This window comes from Pandoraea sp. NPDC090278, assembly GCF_044772185.1.
Taxonomy (GTDB): domain Bacteria; phylum Pseudomonadota; class Gammaproteobacteria; order Burkholderiales; family Burkholderiaceae; genus Pandoraea.
The window spans coordinates 1,560,057-1,577,359 of sequence record NZ_JBIVYJ010000001.1; the positions used below are offsets into that span (position 1 = coordinate 1,560,057).

Below are 17,303 nucleotides of genomic sequence, written 5' to 3' on the forward strand. Positions count from 1 at the left end.
AACAATATGAGAATGACATTGACGCTGGCCATGCTGCCCGCTGCACTGACTTTCGGTGCGCTCGCGGGCGTGCTGGCTCCTTCCAGTGCGCTCGGGCAGGCGAGCGCACCCGCCACATCGACGTCCACGTCCACCGCCGCCCCGGACGCAGACACCGCGAAGCTCGCCGCCCTGCCCGTCGCAGCACAAACGCAATGGCTCGCACGCACGATCAAGAGCGGCGAACTGGCGAAGATGCCCGACGAGCAGATCGTCGCCAGCATCCAGGCCATCCAGCCGGAAGCGCTCGTGCGCTTTCTGAAGGCGGAGGCCTCGGCATTGCCGGAGTATCAGTACGAATTGACGCGTCACGAACGCATCAACAATCAGTGGCAGACCACGCCCGACCGCATGCTCGTGAAGATTCGCGAGAACCCGTTGCAGATCTACGCGAAGTGGCAGCCTGACGGCGCGCACGCCGGGCAGGAAATCATCTATGACGAGACGAAACGTCCCAAGGAGATGTACGGACACCTTGGCGGCATCCTCGGCTTCACGTCGATCTGGAGCAGCATTGACGGCTCGCTCGCCCGCTCGCAGTCGAACCACACGGTGCGCGATCTCGGTTTCGCCTTCATCGCCGATCAGATTGCACACGACGGCAAGAGCTTTCGCGCCGCCGGACTTTCCGAGAAGCCAGCGAAAATATCGGTCTCCGAATCGAATGGCGTTCGCGTGCTGGCACTGGAATGGGAGGCCCCGTCCGGGCCGCCACAGCACTACGCCAACAAGTCCCGCGTGCTGCTCGATCTGAAGACGGGCAGACCGCGAGGTATCGAAGCGTGGGACGCCGCCGGGCAGAAGGTCGAGGAAATGCGCTTCGAGAAGGTGCGCAAGGAGCAGTGGACGGACGCCACGTTCGACCCGAAGAACCCCGACTACAAGTTCTGACGCAACCTCCGTCCAACACATGCCGCAAGCACGACGAAAGCCCACCACCCTGAATCTAGGGTGGCGGGCTTTTCGCTTATTCGCTCTTCAGACACCGGCGTCTTGCAAAGAAGCCGCCGGATCACCGGTGACCGTTCAGGTCTGCGGCAATTCGATCTTCACTTCGAGCACTTCCAGGTTGTCCTGATGCTCGACGCTGACCTTGATGTCGTCTTGCGCGATTTTCACGTACTTGGAGATGACGGCGACCAGCTCGCGTTGCAGTGCCGGCAGGTAATCGGCAGGCGGCGACGAGCCCGTGCGTTCGTGCGCCAGAATGATCTGCAGGCGCTCTTTGGCAACGGCGGCGGTCTTTTTCTTCTCCCCCAGGAGGAAAGACAGGAAGGACATGGGCGCTCCTTACTTCGAGCCGAAAATGCGCTGCAACAGGCCCGGCTTTTGATAGTCGGTAAAGCGCATGGGCTTGTCTTCGCCCTTGAATCGGCTTACCACGTCGCGATACGCATCGGCTACGTCCGTGCCATCCAGATGGATGGCGGGCGTACCCTGGTTCGAGGCATGGAGCACCGACTCCGATTCCGGAATCACGCCGATGAGCTTGATTCGCAGAATTTCCTGAATGTCTTCCAGCGACAGCATCTGGCCGTCGTTGACACGTTTCGGGTTGTAACGGGTGATGAGCAGATGCTCCTTGATCGGCTCGCTGCCATCGATGGCACGCTTCGTCTTCGACGACAGAATGCCCAGAATGCGATCCGAGTCACGGACCGACGACACTTCCGGGTTCGTCACCACGAGCGCTTCGTCGGCGAAGTGCATCGCGAGCAACGCGCCCGATTCGATACCGGCCGGCGAATCGCACACGATGTATTCGAAACCCATGTCGGTCAGGTCTTTGATGACCTTCTCGACGCCCGCTTGCGTGAGTGCATCTTTGTCACGCGTTTGCGAGGCGGGGAGGATAAACAGGTTCTCGCAGGACTTGTCCTTGATGAGCGCCTGATTGAGGTTGGCTTCGCCCTGAATCACATTGATCAGGTCATACACCACGCGGCGCTCGCAACCCATGATGAGGTCGAGATTGCGCAGGCCGACGTCGAAATCGATGACTGCCGTCTTGTGCCCCTGCAAGGCGAGGCCGGCGGAAAAGCTGGCGCTGGTTGTCGTCTTGCCGACACCACCCTTGCCAGAGGTCACCACAATCACTTTTGCCATCTGTCGATGCCTTCCCAAACTTGAGGATGAAATTAGCTACGAATCACTTGAGCCCGAGGGGCTCGAAAATCAATTTGTCGTCTACCAGCCGCACCTGCACCGAGCGCCCCTGAACATCGGGCGGCAGTGCATATTCGCCGGTCCGGTAAATACCGGCGATGGAAATCAGCTCGGGCTCAAGACAGGTACAGAAGATGCGCGCGTCGAGCTTGCCCTTCACCCCTGCCAGTGCCCGCCCCCGCAGCGGCGCGTAAATGTGAATATTACCTTCCGCGATCACCTCGGCCCCATAACTCACCAGATCGAGGATGATCAGGTCGCCCTTCGCATAGACCTGCTGACCCGAACGCAACGGCTTGTCGATGATGGTTGAGGGGATGGAAGAGGCCTCAGAAACCGCCGGTGCCGCGGCAACAGACACTACCTCGGCGCTTGCCTGCGGCGCTGACTCATCGTCGCGTGCCGTGCGCGGCGCACGGCGCTCGTGGCGCTCGTGACTATCCAGAAGTGGCAGACCGTCGGCCACCGCCCAACCCGCTTGTTCCGTGTTGGCGACGACCCCGATCGGCTTCATGCGGAATTCCGCCAGCATTTCGGCCAACGCAGGCACGGCGACGCGTTCGTTGCCGGCCAGACGCCGTACGTCGATGGCGACGGTGTCGCCAGCAAAAAACTCCGGGGTCGCTTCGAAACGTTGCGCCAGTTCGGTGCGCAAGGTGTCCAGTTGAGGCGTCTTGACTACGAAATGCAGCGTGTCTACAGCACCACTGCGTAACTCGAAGTACGGCGTTTTCTTTTGCGGCATGTCAGGTTGTTGTGCGCGATTGCTGGCAAATTGGGCCATTCTACCGTCCCTTGACCTCCAGCAAACCGCTAATAAGCGGGGCAACCCCCGGGCACCCCCGCAAATTGCCCAAAAAGCACCATTGCCGCAACGCAGCAGCACGATGCATTTTGAATACGTTTATTGCGTTGCGAAATGCTAGACGATTGACATGCCAATGTCATCAGCAAAGCCTATTCTCTGCGTGGGAAAGTCCAACACGAGAAGTGCTGCAAAGCAGCATCGAAAGTACGAATTTTGTCGCGCAAGCGTCTTTTTCGTGACCTATCCTTAAAGTCCCTGACGAGGGACCCCCTGTGGAACCGCAAACCGGGAGACGAAGATGCTGAGTCATCATGAATTTGCCACCCTGATGCTGGTGAAGGATGCTCCGGAGCAAGTGGAGCTGGATCGCCCTGACCTCGAATCGTTGCTTGAGAGCAAACTGATCGAGTGGGAAGAGTTGGAGACGGGAGCGAAGTCACCCCGCCTGACTGTTCAGGGCAAGTACTTCCTTCAGGCCGTTGCCTGAGCGCCCAGCCAGTTGTAGAGGTGTCAGTAGTCGCAAAAAAGCCCGCCGGAAGGCGGGCTTTTCATTTGTCCGGGCCATTCGCCCAAACTTCTCGCACGGTTCAACCGTGCCGGACGTCACGACGGTGGCGTCGCCACGTATGGCGCGCCGCCGGATGCTCCCGGCACCAGTTGCGATTCGCCAGCCAGGCCACTGCCGCGCCCACGACCAGCGCAATCACCAACGTCCCAATCAAGCTCCCTGTAAGCATGGTGGCCTCCTTTCTTCGATGTCACGGGATGGCACGACTTCATTCTAGGCAATCCCTATCGAAATAGGTACCCGAAAGTGATTCGGGTATACCGCGTTTGCGTGACATCAAAATGGATGCAGGTTGGACACCGGGAGGATGTGGCGGCGCAGCATTTTCGGGGCAGCACAGGCCTGATCGAGGGACCTCAGGCGATAGCGCCGCCCGCGTCGATCAGTACCGTGGAACCGGTTGCGCTTGGCGTACCGGCGAGATACAGGATCGTATTTGCCACGTCTTCGGCCGCGACGACACGGCGTGCAGGCAAACGCTCCGCTGCGTTGCGATACATCGCTTCGCGGTCCGCTTCGGCAAGCTTGTTCCACAGCGGCGTGGCAGTCAGCCCCGGTGACACGGTGTTGACGCGAACCGGCGACAACTCCAGCGCCAGCCCCCGCCCCAACGCTTCCACCGCAGCGTTGATCGCCCCCTGCACCACCGACGAAGTGTTCGGACGCACGCTCAGATACCCCGACGTCAGCGTGAGCGACCCGCCGTCCTCGATACGCGCGAACTTCGCCACGTGGTACGTCCCCCAGAACTTGCTGTCGAACGCCGCGTGCGCGTCGTCGAGCGAGAGCTTGCGCACCTGACCGGTCGGCGTTTGCGCCGCGGAAATCACGACGTGTTGCCACGGCGCGTGATCAGCGAAGAATCGCTCGACGGCGGCCACGTCGCCGGTGTCGAGCACGACGGCGCGCGCCGTGCTGCCGATGGTCGCCAGCGCTTCGTCGAGCTTCGCCTGACTGCGTGAGGCGATCGTGACGGCCGCCCCTGCCTTGGCAAACGCCTGTGCGGCGGCACGGCCAATGCCGGAACTACCGCCAATCACCAGCACGCGCTGGCCTTCGAAATTGAACATGGTATGACTCCAGAATGAGATCGATGAAATCGGAAGGGGAAGACAACTGCGACGTCGCAACTCGGAAGCAACGTCATGAGGCTATTGTGATCCTCGCCGCGCAAGACGATAATCCCCCGCAGAACTGAATCACTCTCTCCAAATAGTTGACAATCTCACCGCGATGATCGACCAGACACTGGATCTCACGCTCTTCGACCGAGTCGTCGCGACCGGCAGCATGTCGGCAGCCGCACGCGAGCTGGGCTTGTCACTCGCTGTCGTGAGCAAACGGCTCGGGCTGCTGGAGCAACGCCTCGGCGTGCGGCTGCTCAATCGCACCACGCGCAAACAGGCGCTCACCGAAGAGGGGCAGGTGTTCCATGCGTGCTGCCAGCGGATTCTGGCGGAGATTGCCGAGACCGAGCGACTGATGACGCGTCAGGCGGGTACGGTTGGCGGGGTGCTGCGTATCAGCGCTCCGCGAGCCTTCGGGCGTCGACATCTGACGCCGTTGCTAGTGGCGTTTCGTGAGCGGCATCCGGACGTGAAGGTGCATCTCTCACTGAGCGACCTGTGGGTCGATCTGGTCGCGCACGGCATCGACGTGGCGATTCGCGTCGGCACCCTGCCCGATTCAAGCCTTATCGCGCAGGAGCTGGCCCCCAATTACCGGGTGCTTGTCGCGTCGCCCGAGTATCTGAAACGACGCGGCACGCCCAAGGATGTCGGCGATCTGCGGCAGCACGACTGCATTCTGTTTGGCAATTCGCCCAACGGGGACTGGCGATTCGTATCGCAATCCGAAACATTACGCGTGCAAGTGCCGGATACCTACGTCGTGGACGACGGCGACACCGCGCACGAACTCGCCCTGCATGGCGCAGGCATCACACAGAAATCGATCTTTGACGTCGGCGACGATATCCAGGCAGGACGATTGGCACGCGTACTCCCGTCGCTTCGGATCCCGGCCGCACCGCTGCACGCCGTGTACCCGCATAGCCGTCACGTTGCGCCGCGCACGCGCGTGTTCATCGACTTCCTGCGCGACCAGTTGCGCGCGACATGGCGGTGGTCGCAGGATTAAGACGCGCGGCTTCGTCAGCGCCAGCCCTCAGTCGTTCGCGCGCCCCGCGTCGGACGCTTCAATCGCCTGACGCCCTGCCGCAAGCAGCGCCTCGGAAAGCGCAGGGTCGGCATCGACCACCGCGCGCGACAGGATCAACGAGCCGACCATCTGCGAGAATCGCGCCATGGCATTGCGCGTCGCCTGCTCCAGCGTTAGCCCCCGGGCAACGCCCGCCGCCGTCATCCGTTCGAGCGACGCCGCCAGCCCCTTCGCGTAGCACGCCTGCGCCTCCTCGCCGATGCGCGGCACGTCACCTGCGAACCCGGCCACCGGGCAACCGCACGCGACGTCGTCACGATGCGCCGTCGACAGATACTGCTCGACACCATCCTTCGAAGGGACAGCAGGATCGCCCGACGCTGCAAACGCCGACGCCTCACCCATGCCTTGCGCCATTCGCACCTCGTTGGCGGCCATTGCGCGCGCCATCACGGCCGAGACAAGCGCGTCCTTCGACTTGAAGTGGTTATAGAAACCGCCCTGCGTGAAACCGGCCTCCTTCATCAACGCCGTCAGCCCGACCGCATCGACGCCACGCTCGCGAAACAGCCGGTCGGCCGCGCTGACGATGGCCTCGCGGTTCTCTGCGGCCTGCTCTCTGGAAATACCCATTTACCGCTCCTCGTCTGACGACGGCGCAATCGCCGCTATCGGACTCATCGAAAAAGACAATGTCGATCACCATTGACACCAGCCTAACAATCTCGGCACAATGCAACGCAAATGACGATGGCGATCGCAATCGTGATGAAGTATAGCCGAAACCGGACGCCGTCCGCCTGACTGGCGCGGCCCACTTACCTTGCTGGAGCAGTGAAATGAAGATCAAAGATGCGGTTGTGTTCGTGACTGGCGCCAACCGTGGCCTGGGCCTCGAATTTGCCAAACAGGCGCTGGCGCTCGGCGCGAAGAAGGTCTACGCAGGGTCACGCGATCCGTCGAAGGTGACGCTGCCGGGCGTGATTCCCGTCAAGCTTAACGTCAATAACCCGGACGACGTCGCCGCCGCTGCACGACTCGCAGGCGACGTGACCCTGCTCATCAACAACGCCGGGATCGCTCGCCCGACCCAAGGCCTGACCAAGCCGGGCGCTGCCGAGCTGTTGCGCGAAACGCTCGAAACCAACCTGTTCGGCGTGCTGGCCATGACGCAGGCATTCGCCCCCGTCCTCGGCAACAATGGCGGGGGTGCCCTGCTCAACGTGCTGTCGATCGTGAGCTGGATCACGTCGACCAACATTCCCGAATACGCCATTACCAAGTCGGCCGCGTGGTCGCTGACGAACGGTGTCCGTCGCGAACTGAGCGCACAGAACACGCAGGTGATCGGCCTACACGCGGGCTACATCGACACCGATCTCACGAGCGGTATCGACGCCGAAAAGAGCGCGCCGTCCGACGTCGTGCGTCAGGCTTATGAGGCCATCGAGGCGGGTGCGTTGGAAGTGAGCGTCGACGACGCCACGCGCCAGGTCAAACAAGGACTGTCGCAGGGCGTCTATCTGATCGATCTGGAAGCCGAAGCGCAGTCCTGAAGCGGTCTCGCAAGAAGACACACTCGCCAACAAAAACGCCGCGACACCCTTTCAGGTATCGCAGCGTTTTGTCTTACGTGAGTCGTCGGCGAGCACCAAGGCTCACCAACGTTCCCGCTCAGCCAGCTCAGGCCGCCTTGTCCATCTGACGTTCACCGCCCACAGCTTCGACCAGATCGTCGAGCATGCGGGCGAGTTCGCCGGTCATGAGCGCGACGTCGGCATCGAACTTCTCGGCTTCGCCTTCCGCAGTCGGGTCGGCAGCGTCCTTGATGATGTCGAGCGGCGTAATGCGCTTGATGATGAACGCGTCGGTCAGCACGAACGAGATGCGGTCGTTCCACGTCATCGCCAGCTTCGTGCAGCGTTTGCCAGCTTCGATGTGCTGACGCACATCCGCGCCGTCGAGCGGGTGCGCCACGTAACGCACGGCCGCCTTCTCGTCGGTATTCGAGCGCAGCTCCACGTCCTGATCGACAGTGAAGCCGCCCGGCGCTTCATTGCCAGCCAGCCACGACGTCATCACGGACACCGGCGCTTCGTTGAGTTCGACGTTCTCGAGGATGATGTCCAGCGTCTTGAGCAGCAGGCTGCGCACTTCGTCGGCCTTGGCGGGCGACGCAGCGTCGATGACCAGCCAGCGATTGACCGGATCGATCCACACACGCGTGTCGCGACGAATGCCGAACGCACGCGGCAGCAACTCGTCCGTGACCTGCTCCTTGAGCTCGCGCATCTGCTTGCGGCCCGGCTTGAAGCCTTGCTGCTCCTCAAGCTCAGCGGCCTTGGCGCGCGTCACCTGATTGACGACGGTCGTCGGCAGCAACTTCTTTTCGGCCCGATAGGCCAGCAGAAACTGTCGATTGATGCTGTGCACGAGCTCGCCGCCATCGCGCGGCGGCGCCCAACCCTGCACTTGCATTTCGAGGCTGCCGCCCTCACGGAAGGCGTGCTTCTCGAGCGCCTCTTCCATTTGCGCGACGCTCATGGACCAACCGGCAGGAATTCGGTGCAACTGAAGATTCTTGAACCACATCGGCATCACCGCAAAATCAAAAGCATGGATTTTACCAGTGTGCAGAGGTGCAGCGAAGTGCGCTAACCCGAATCGTGCAACCAGACGTTACAGGAAGCGGTCGAGAATCTTGCGGCTGGGCTTGTCCAGCGTGCCCGTGTCGCGAATCAGGAAGTGAATGCCGTGGTTATCGGTGATGAGGAGCGTCTGCCCACCCAGACGGCGAATGTCTTCTTCGCCGCGCAGCACGAACGATGCTTCACCACGGTTCGTCTCGACGGTCCACGTGCTCGGCGTCGCATACGTCGACACGCCCTTGATGCGCAGCACTTCGGGCATGAACTCGCGCGCGGCAAGCTCCTCCGAGACGAGCACGCGCATGGCCGCAGGCAGCGCGTCGAGCGAGTCGAGCCAGACCAGCTCGCGCCCTTCCGTACTTACGAGCGCCAGCCCTTCGTCCGGTGCGGCAATCGGAAAGGCCCGCACGGGCACCACGCCTTCATGGGCGACGCCCTCGGCATCGGTCAGCACCAAACGGCCGAAGGCGTTGCGCGACAGGGTGAAATCGATCTGCATAAGAGTCTTCGCGAACGGTTCTGTTGACGGTCAGTCGGCGATTAGTTGATGGACAGCGGCTGTGCCGGTGCGGCAGTCACTGCCGCGACCGTGGCAGCGGCTTCGGCCGAGGCGATGACCTCGTCGACATCCGTATCGACATTGCGCTGTTGCGCCTGATAGAGCTTGTAGTACGCGCCTTCGCGGGCGATCAGTTCGTCGTGGTTGCCCACTTCGACGATCTTGCCACGATCGAGCACCACGAGCCGGTCGGCCTTGCGCAGCGTCGACAAGCGGTGGGCAATCGCGATGGTCGTGCGTCCCTTGACGAGGTTGTCGAGCGCCTTCTGAATTTCCTTTTCCGTAGCCGTATCGACCGACGACGTCGCCTCGTCGAGAATCAGAATTCTCGGATCGATCAGCAGCGCGCGGGCGATGGAGATACGCTGACGTTCGCCGCCCGACAGCGCCTGACCGCGCTCGCCCACGAGCGAGTCATAGCCGTGCGGCAGACGCAGAATGAACTCGTGCGCATGGGCGGCACGGGCCGCTGCGACGATCTCGGCGCGCGTGGCTTCTGGCTTGCCGTAAGCGATGTTCTCGGCAATCGTGCCGAAAAACAGGAACGGCTCCTGCAGCACCAGACCGACGTTGCGACGGAAGTCCGACACCGGCAGCGCGCGAATGTCTACGCCGTCGATCTGAATCGATCCTTCGGCCACGTCGTAGAAACGGCAGATCAGGTTCACCAGCGTGCTCTTGCCCGAGCCGCTGTGACCGACCAGACCGATCATCTCGCCCGGCGCAATGCGCAGATCCATGCCGCGAATCACCGCCCGGTTGCCGTAGCGGAAACCGATGTCGCGCAGGTCGATCGCGCCCTTCACTTCCTTCAGATGCACCGGATTGACCGGCTCCGGCACGTTCGAGACGTGATCGAGAATGTCGAAGATGCGCTTAGCGCCTGCGGCCGCCTTTTGCGTGACCGAGACGATGCGGCTCATTGAGTCCAGACGCGTGTAGAAACGGCTGATGTAGGTGAGGAACGCGGCCAGCACACCGACCGTGATTTCGTGTTTCGAGACCTGCCAGATACCGAAGATCCAGACGACCAGCAAGCCCACTTCGGTGAGGAACGTCACCGTCGGCGTGAACAGCGACCAGACCCTGTTCACCCGGTCGTTGACCATCAGGTTGTGGCGGTTGGCTTCCTTGAAGCGCGCGACCTCACGGTTTTCCTGCGCAAACGCCTTGACCACGCGAATACCCGGAATCGTGTCGGCGAGCACGTTGGTGATTTCCGACCAGATCCGGTCGACCTTCTCGAAGCCGTGACGCAGGCGGTCGCGCACCAGATGAATCAGCCATGCGATGAACGGCAGCGGCAAGAGCGTGACGACAGCCAGCCACGGATTGATCGACACCAGAATGACCGCCGTCATGACGATCATCAGCACGTCGGTCGCGAAGTCCAGCAAGTGCAGCGAGAGAAACACGCAGATGCGATCGCTCTCCGAGCCGATACGCGCCATCAGGTCACCCGTGCGCTTGCCGCCGAAATACTCCAGCGACAGCCGCAGCAGATGCGAATACGTTGCCGTGCGCAGGTCCGCGCCGATGCGCTCCGACACCTTTGCGAGCAGATACGTGCGCGCCCAGCCGAGCACCCACGCAACCAGACCGGCGCCCAACAGACCGGACAAATACATTCCCACCAGGTGGTAATCGATGGGTTGGCCGTTCTGGAACGGGATCAGCACGTTGTCCATGAGCGGCATCGTCAGATACGGCGGGATCAACGTCGCGCCCGTAGCGCAAAGCGTCAGCAGGAAACCGGCCAATAACTGAAAGCGATACGGCCGCGCGAAACGCCACAATCGAAGCAATGCCCATGTCGACGGCGGGGCTTCTACCTCGGGATTGCATTGCGGGCATTCGTCCACGCCGGGCGGCAGTTCCGCCTGACAGATCGGGCAGACGCCCGCCTCTTCCACCTCATGCACCGCCGCGTGACCGGCCACGTGGATGTCGCGCTGACGCACGATCGTGTCCATCAGCGTGAGCGCCGCCGGATTGTGGCCGAGCGTGTAACGCCAGTTCACCAGCTTCTGCCGCGCATCGCACAACTCCAACGAGCCCACGCCCGCGTGGTCCGTATGCGTGAGCGACAGCCCCGCATGATAGGGCCACGATTGCCACTGCGACTGACTCGACCCGCCATCGCGCCGCGCTTCGCGCGCCATCACCCGACGCTCGGTCGCCACGACCACGCCCCGGGCGAAGTGCAACTGGGCGTCAAGATCGATGGGCAACCAGGCGAGCACCGTCTCGCCATCGGCAAGTTGCGCGGCGAGATCCGGGTACCAGGGTTCTGCCGCAGCGTTCCGGGCGGAAGCGGAAGACACAGGGGACGCAAGGGAGGTTTGCGCGGGCGAATCCGCAGAGGCGTCGGACGGAGTGGCGGCGGAGGTGTCGGTCATTGATGCGGCAGACGTGTCCTCAAGGGGCGGACATCGAGGCAAACGGAGAAGAATCGACGCGGACTTTCCCTGTCAGGTCCGCAAAATTGCCGCAAGTATAACCACAGCGACGCTTTTTGCGGCACGGAGTTCCCGCATGACACGGTGCAACATCGAAATATTGTTGCGGGTGTCAACCGTTCACGGATTTTTTGCGTTAAGCATCCAGTTAACTGAAAGAGCGCGACCGGCTGTGCCGCATGAAATCGGCCTTGCCGGCTTTTGTGTACCAGCCCTGACGCGTGAATTAAAGCCTTAGATGAAAAAGAAAGACATTGAGATTTTCGATGTCCTGTCGCTGCGCGGACCGAATATGTGGACATATCGGCCGGTGCTTGAGGCATGGGTCGATATCGGGGAATTGGAAGAGTTCCCGTCTAACAAGATCCCGGGGTTCCCCGAGCGGCTGTCCGAATGGCTGCCGACGCTCATCGAACACCGTTGCAGCATCGGCGAGCGCGGTGGCTTCCTTCAGCGCCTTCGCGAAGGCACGTGGCCCGGCCACATTCTCGAGCACGTCACGCTCGAACTTCAGAACCTCGCTGGCATGCCCGGCGGCTTCGGCAAGGCACGCGAGACCCCGATTTCGGGCGTCTACAAGGTGATTGTGCGCGCCTGGCATGAAGACGTGACCCGCGCCGCCCTGTTTGCGGCCCGCGATCTGGTCATGGCTGCCATCGAAGACCGCTCGTACGACGTCGAAGCCGCCGTCGAAGAACTGCGCGGCCTGGTCGACAAACACTGTCTCGGCCCGAGCACGGCGTGCATCGTCGACGCCGCCGACGACCGCGACATCCCCCACCTGCGTCTGTCCGACGGCAATCTGGTGCAACTGGGTTACGGCGCCGCCGCCCGTCGCATCTGGACGGCCGAGACCGATCGCACCCCCGCCATCGCCGAAAGCATCTCGCGCGACAAAGACCTGACCAAGCAACTGCTCGAATCGTGCGGCGTGCCCGTACCGGAAGGCCGTCTGGTCGACAGCGCGGAAGACGCCTGGGAAGCCGCCGAGGAAATAGGCCTGCCCGTGGTCGTCAAGCCGTACGACGGCAATCACGGCCGTGGCGTGTTCATCAATCTCACCACGCGAGAAGAAGTCACGACCGCGTTCGGTGTGGCCCTCGAAGAAGGCAACGGCGTGATCGTCGAGCGCTTCGTCACGGGTCTGGAGCACCGTCTGCTGGTCGTGGGCGGTCGCGTCGTCGCCGCGGCGATGGGCGAAATGGCCTCCGTGACCGGCGACGGCAAGCACACCGTCTCGGAACTCATCGAGATCCAGATCAACAGCGACCCGCGTCGCGGCAGCGCCGAAGACCAGCCGCTCAATCGCGTGCGCATCGATTCGTCGGCGCGCCTCGAACTGAAGCGTCAGGGTTTCGACGCAGATTCCGTGCCGCCGGAAGGCAAGAATGTCCTGATCCAGCGTAACGGCAATGTCGCCTTCGACGTGACTGACCGCGTTCACCCGAGCGTGGCCGCCCATGCCTCGCTGGCCGCCCGCATCGTGGGTCTGGACATCGCTGGCGTGGATCTGGTCGCCGAAGACATTTCCCGTCCGCTCGCCGAACAGCGCGGCGCGATCGTGGAAGTCAACGCCGGTCCCGGCCTGCTCATGCACTTGAAACCGGCCGACGGCGCACCGCGTCCGGTCGGACGCGCCATCGTCGATCATCTGTTCCCCGATGGCGACGCGGGCCGCATCCCGGTTGTCGGCATTACCGGCACGAACGGCAAGACGGTCACGGCACGCCTGCTCACGCACCTGCTGCAACTGGCGGGCGAACATACCGGTCTCGCTTGCAGCGACGGCCTGTTCCTCGACAAGCGTCTGGTGCAAGGCGGCGACCGCGCCAACTGGGACGCCGCGAATCGCGTGCTGATGAATGCCAGCGTGACCGCTGCCATCTTCGAAAACGACAACACCGCCATCCTGTCCGAAGGCCTTGCCTACGACCGTTGTCAGGTCGGCATCGTCACGAACATCGACCGTCCGGACCATCTCGGTCAGTACTTCGTCGAAGACGTCGACCGCATGTTCAGCGTGCTGCGTACGCAAATCGACGTTGTGCTGCCCGACGGCGTGGCGGTCCTCAATGCCCGCGACCCGCTGGTCGTGGAAATGGCCGAGCTGTGCGACGGCGACGTGATCTTCTTCGGTCTGGACGAGCAACTCCCGGCCATCGTGGCGCACCGCGCCGCCGGTAAGCGCGTCGTTTTCGTGCGCGACGGTCAGGTGATCCTCGCGACCGGCACGGAAGAAACCGCCATCGGGGCGACGGCCAACATGCCGCTGACCTACGCCGGACGCGTCGCCTTCCAGATCGAGAACGTGCTGGCTGCTGTGGCCGCCGCGTGGTCGATGGGTGTAGCGCTGGATATCCTTCGCACCGGTGTGACGACGTTCGACGTCGGTCAGGTCGATGCCCCGGGCCGCTTCACGCTGTTCGAGAAGCAAGGCGCGACGGTGATCGTCGACGACGCGCATAACGCCCCGGCCCTCACCGCACTGGCTGCCGCCCTCGCCACCCTGCCCGCCGATCGCCGCGCCGTGGTCTACGGCCCGGGTGCAGACCGCATGGACGAAGACCTTCAGGCCGAAGGCAAGCTTCTGGCGCAAACGTTTGATCGCGTGGTGCTGTGCGACGACTTGAGCATTGCGCGCAAGCGCGAGTCGTCCGAGTCACGCGCTCAGCTGCGCGCAGGCATCGACGCCGCCGGTCGCAAGGTGCAGGTGACGGACGCCGGTGAACGCCGCGCCGCCGCCGAGGCCGCGCTGGCCCAGCTCGCGAGCGGCGATCTGCTTGTGTTGCAGGCCGACGAAGGCGGTGCAGCCGCGATGCTCGATCTCGTCCATTTGTGGATGGGTCAGCCGATGCGCGCGCTGGCAGCCTGAGTCAAAGGCACTGAAAGTTGAATGTCGAGCGGCGGACGGTAGACAACTCTTCCACCGCCGTCTCTATATATAGATAGTCACCAGATACCTAGGGTCTGTTCACCTGTATTCTGGACTCGTGTTGCCTGGCCAAAGGGGCGAACGCAAGGAATGAGCCGAAGCGAATATCGGGAATATTCGCGAGGGTCATGACGCGGCGATCGCCCCTTTGGGTAGGCAACCCGGAGGGAACGTGCCCTACCGGCCGTCTGGCGGCGTTACCCGCAGCTTGCTTGGAGCGACCAAGCGGCGCTGCGGGTGCCTTGCCAGCCAACCGGTAGAACACGTTCACGAGCCCTGAATACAGGTGAACAGACCCTAACCACAGTCGTTTTTCTCGCCACGCATCTGCCATATTGAGATATACAGGGACGCGAAGTGGACAGACAGGGATTGCAATTTATGGAAGTCTCCCGCATCCGCGCATTGCGCGGGCCGAACCTCTGGAGCCGTCACACCGCCATCGAGGCGATTGTGACGTGCACCGATCTGGAATACTCGATCGGCAATCTGGCCGGTTTCGAGGCCCGACTGCGCGCACGCTTCCCCGAGCTGCCCGCGCTCACGCCCGACGCTGAAGAGCGCCCGGTCTCGCTGGCCGACGCGCTGGCGACCACGGCGCTGCATCTGCAAGCCGCCGCCGGTTGCCCGGTGACCTTCAGTCAGACGACGCAAACCATCGAACCGGGCACGTTCCAGGTGGTGGTGCAGTACAGCGAAGAGCCGGTGGGACGCCTTGCCTTCGACCTGGCCCAGCAACTGATTCACGCCGCCCTCGAAGACGGCCCGTTCGATCTGGCCGATGCCCTCTATCGCTTGCGCGATCTGGATGAAGACGTGCGCCTCGGCCCATCGACCGGCTCGATCGTCTACGCCGCTGTCGCCCGTGGCATTCCGTACCGTCGTCTGACCGAAGGGTCGATGGTGCAATTCGGCTGGGGCAGCAAGCAACGCCGCATTCAGGCCGCCGAGACCGACCGCACGTCGGCCGTGGCCGAGTCGATTGCACAGGACAAGGATCTCACCAAGACGCTGCTGCATGCGGCCGGTGTACCTGTGCCGCTGGGCGGCACGGTGCGCGACATCGAAGACGCATGGAAGCTGGTGCAGGAAATCGACGCCCCGGTCGTGGTCAAGCCGCGCGACGGCAACCAGGGCAAGGGCGTGGCCGTGCGCCTGCGCACGCGCGAAGAGATCGAGAAGGCGTTCGAAGCCGCGCAGGACATCAGCCGCGACGTCATCATCGAGCGCTACATTCCGGGTCACGACTTCCGTCTGCTGGTCATCGGCAACAAGCTGGTGGCCGCAGCCCGCCGCGATCCACCGCAAGTCACCGGCGACGGCGTGCACACCGTGCGTCAACTGGTCGAGACGGTGAACGCCGACCCGCGCCGTGGCGAAGGCCATGCCACGTCGCTGACCAAGATTCGTTTCGACGACATCGCCCTGGCGACGCTCGCCAAGCAAGGCCTGAACGCCGATTCCGTGCCGGATGCCGGTGCGCGCATCGTTCTGCGCAACAACGCCAACCTGTCGACGGGCGGCACCGCCACTGACGTGACGGACGACGTCCACCCCGAAATCGCCGCGCGCGCCGTTGCGGCCGCTCAGCAAGTCGGTCTGGACATCGCCGGTGTCGACGCCGTGTGCGAAACCGTCATCAAGCCGTTCGAAGATCAGGCAGGCGGCATTGTCGAAGTCAACGCCGCGCCGGGCCTGCGCATGCACCTTCAGCCGTCGTACGGCAAGGGACGCGCAGTCGGCGAAGCCATCGTCTCGACCATGTTCGAAGACGGCGACGACGGGCGCATTCCCCTCGTGGCAGTCTCGGGCACGAACGGCAAGACCACCACGGTTCGCCTGATTGCCCACCTGATCGGTCAGCAAGGCCTGCGTGTCGGCATGACCGGCACGGACGGTATCTACATCAGCGGCCAGCGCATCGATACCGGCGATTGCAGCGGCCCGCGCAGCGCGCGCAATGTGCTGATGCACCCGGACGTCGACGCCGCCGTGTTCGAAACGGCGCGTGGCGGCCTGCTGCGTGAAGGTCTGGCGTACGACCGTTGCGACGTCGCCGTGGTAACCAACATCGGCATGGGCGACCACCTCGGCCTGTCGTACATCAACACGGTCGAAGATCTCGCGGTGCTCAAGAGTGTGATCGTGCGCAACGTCGCGCCGCGTGGCATGGCCGTGCTAAATGCCGCCGACCCGATGGTCGCGCGCATGGCCGACGCCTGCCCGGGCGACGTGACTTACTTCACGGCCGACGCCACGCATCCGGTGCTTGCCACGCACCGTGCCAAGGGTAAGCGCGTGGTCTACGTCGACGGCGCGCACATCGTGACGGCGCACGGCGGCGAAGAAACCCGTTACGCGCTGGCGGCGATTCCGCTTACGCGCAACGGCGCCATCGGCTTCCAGGTCGAGAACGCGATGGCCGCCATCGGTGCGGCATGGGCGTTGCATATCGACGCAGCTACGATTCGCGCCGGTCTTGCGACCTTCGTGAACGATGCTGGCACGGCCCCGGGCCGCTTCAACGTGTTCGATTACAAGGGCGCGACGGTGATTGCCGATTACGGCCATAACCCGGACGCCATTGCCGCACTCACGCAGGCCATCGAAACCATGCCCGCGCGTCGTCGCTCGGTGGTGATTTCGGGCGCGGGCGACCGTCGCGACGAAGACATTCGCCGTCAGACGGAAATCCTGGGCGGCGCGTTCGACGACGTGCTGCTCTATCAGGACCAGTGCCAGCGTGGCCGTGAAGACGGCGAAGTGATCCGCTTGCTGCGTGAAGGACTGGTCGACGCTCGCCGTACGAGCTACGTCGACGAGATCAACGGCGAGTTCGTCGCCATCGACACCGCCCTCGCCCGTCTGCAACCCGGCGACTTGTGCCTGATCCTCATCGATCAGGTGGACGAAGCACTGGCGCACATCGCGCAACGCGTGGCTGAGGCTGGCGCGCGCTAAGCG

15 protein-coding genes are annotated in these 17,303 nt (G+C 63.0%); 6 read left to right on the forward strand and 9 right to left on the reverse strand.

Annotated features, from left to right (window positions below):
• Nucleotides 1-6: 6 nt before the first annotated feature.
• The gene (locus tag ACIQWO_RS06680) at nucleotides 7-930 is read left to right on the forward strand and encodes a DUF1571 domain-containing protein (RefSeq protein WP_402820859.1); all 924 of its coding nucleotides are present in this window, start codon (nucleotides 7-9) and stop codon (nucleotides 928-930) included.
• A gap of 135 nt (nucleotides 931-1,065) precedes the next feature.
• Here the strand turns inward: ACIQWO_RS06680 and minE are convergent, their stop codons facing one another.
• From minE to minC, 3 genes are read right to left on the reverse strand one after another with little or no spacing between them, the layout of a single operon-like run.
• A complete protein-coding gene (minE, locus tag ACIQWO_RS06685) occupies nucleotides 1,066-1,320 on the reverse strand; it encodes a cell division topological specificity factor MinE (protein WP_039397958.1) in 255 nt (84 codons plus the stop codon).
• A gap of 9 nt (nucleotides 1,321-1,329) precedes the next feature.
• The gene (gene minD / locus ACIQWO_RS06690) at nucleotides 1,330-2,145 is read right to left on the reverse strand and encodes a septum site-determining protein MinD (protein WP_039397956.1); all 816 of its coding nucleotides are present in this window, start codon (nucleotides 2,143-2,145) and stop codon (nucleotides 1,330-1,332) included.
• A 43-nt stretch (nucleotides 2,146-2,188) separates the two neighbouring features.
• Nucleotides 2,189-2,950 (reverse strand): septum site-determining protein MinC, encoded by a 762-nt coding sequence (gene minC / locus ACIQWO_RS06695; protein ID WP_402821880.1) that lies wholly within the window; start codon nucleotides 2,948-2,950, stop codon nucleotides 2,189-2,191.
• A gap of 361 nt (nucleotides 2,951-3,311) precedes the next feature.
• On the opposite strand from minC, the gene ACIQWO_RS06700 reads away from it, so the two are divergent.
• Nucleotides 3,312-3,500 (forward strand): hypothetical protein, encoded by a 189-nt coding sequence (locus ACIQWO_RS06700; RefSeq protein WP_039397952.1) that lies wholly within the window; start codon nucleotides 3,312-3,314, stop codon nucleotides 3,498-3,500.
• Nucleotides 3,501-3,600: 100 nt separating this feature from the next.
• Here the strand turns inward: ACIQWO_RS06700 and ACIQWO_RS06705 are convergent, their stop codons facing one another.
• On the reverse strand, nucleotides 3,601-3,750 hold the full coding sequence (locus ACIQWO_RS06705; protein WP_174989897.1) for a hypothetical protein: 150 nt from the start codon (nucleotides 3,748-3,750) through the stop codon (nucleotides 3,601-3,603).
• A gap of 187 nt (nucleotides 3,751-3,937) precedes the next feature.
• Nucleotides 3,938-4,651: an SDR family oxidoreductase gene (locus tag ACIQWO_RS06710; protein WP_402820865.1), complete on the reverse strand. Its 714-nt coding sequence runs from the start codon at nucleotides 4,649-4,651 to the stop codon at nucleotides 3,938-3,940.
• 163 nt (nucleotides 4,652-4,814) lie between these two features.
• On the opposite strand from ACIQWO_RS06710, the gene ACIQWO_RS06715 reads away from it, so the two are divergent.
• Nucleotides 4,815-5,720, forward strand: a complete 906-nt coding sequence (locus tag ACIQWO_RS06715) for a LysR family transcriptional regulator (protein WP_402820868.1) — start codon at nucleotides 4,815-4,817, stop codon at nucleotides 5,718-5,720.
• Between the two features lie 27 nt (nucleotides 5,721-5,747).
• Here ACIQWO_RS06715 and ACIQWO_RS06720 read toward each other — a convergent pair whose 3' ends face one another.
• On the reverse strand, nucleotides 5,748-6,374 hold the full coding sequence (locus ACIQWO_RS06720) for a TetR/AcrR family transcriptional regulator (RefSeq protein ID WP_402820871.1): 627 nt from the start codon (nucleotides 6,372-6,374) through the stop codon (nucleotides 5,748-5,750).
• Nucleotides 6,375-6,580: 206 nt separating this feature from the next.
• Here ACIQWO_RS06720 and ACIQWO_RS06725 point away from each other — a divergent pair, with 206 nt between their 5' ends.
• On the forward strand, nucleotides 6,581-7,297 hold the full coding sequence (locus ACIQWO_RS06725; protein WP_402820874.1) for an SDR family oxidoreductase: 717 nt from the start codon (nucleotides 6,581-6,583) through the stop codon (nucleotides 7,295-7,297).
• 127 nt (nucleotides 7,298-7,424) lie between these two features.
• Here the strand turns inward: ACIQWO_RS06725 and ACIQWO_RS06730 are convergent, their stop codons facing one another.
• The 3 genes from ACIQWO_RS06730 to ACIQWO_RS06740 form a co-directional block, all read right to left on the reverse strand.
• Nucleotides 7,425-8,333, reverse strand: coding sequence for a recombination-associated protein RdgC (locus ACIQWO_RS06730; RefSeq protein WP_150574412.1), 909 nt, complete (start codon nucleotides 8,331-8,333; stop codon nucleotides 7,425-7,427).
• A gap of 87 nt (nucleotides 8,334-8,420) precedes the next feature.
• On the reverse strand, nucleotides 8,421-8,888 hold the full coding sequence (locus ACIQWO_RS06735) for a DUF1854 domain-containing protein (protein WP_150574413.1): 468 nt from the start codon (nucleotides 8,886-8,888) through the stop codon (nucleotides 8,421-8,423).
• 41 nt (nucleotides 8,889-8,929) lie between these two features.
• The gene (locus tag ACIQWO_RS06740) at nucleotides 8,930-11,347 is read right to left on the reverse strand and encodes an ABC transporter ATP-binding protein (protein WP_402820879.1); all 2,418 of its coding nucleotides are present in this window, start codon (nucleotides 11,345-11,347) and stop codon (nucleotides 8,930-8,932) included.
• Nucleotides 11,348-11,645: 298 nt separating this feature from the next.
• On the opposite strand from ACIQWO_RS06740, the gene cphA (ACIQWO_RS06745) reads away from it, so the two are divergent.
• Together cphA (ACIQWO_RS06745) and cphA (ACIQWO_RS06750) are read left to right on the forward strand one after the other, a co-directional pair.
• Nucleotides 11,646-14,279: a cyanophycin synthetase gene (gene cphA, locus ACIQWO_RS06745; protein WP_402820882.1), complete on the forward strand. Its 2,634-nt coding sequence runs from the start codon at nucleotides 11,646-11,648 to the stop codon at nucleotides 14,277-14,279.
• 441 nt (nucleotides 14,280-14,720) lie between these two features.
• Nucleotides 14,721-17,300 (forward strand): cyanophycin synthetase, encoded by a 2,580-nt coding sequence (gene cphA, locus ACIQWO_RS06750; protein WP_402820885.1) that lies wholly within the window; start codon nucleotides 14,721-14,723, stop codon nucleotides 17,298-17,300.
• The last annotated feature ends 3 nt before the right edge of the window (nucleotides 17,301-17,303 follow it).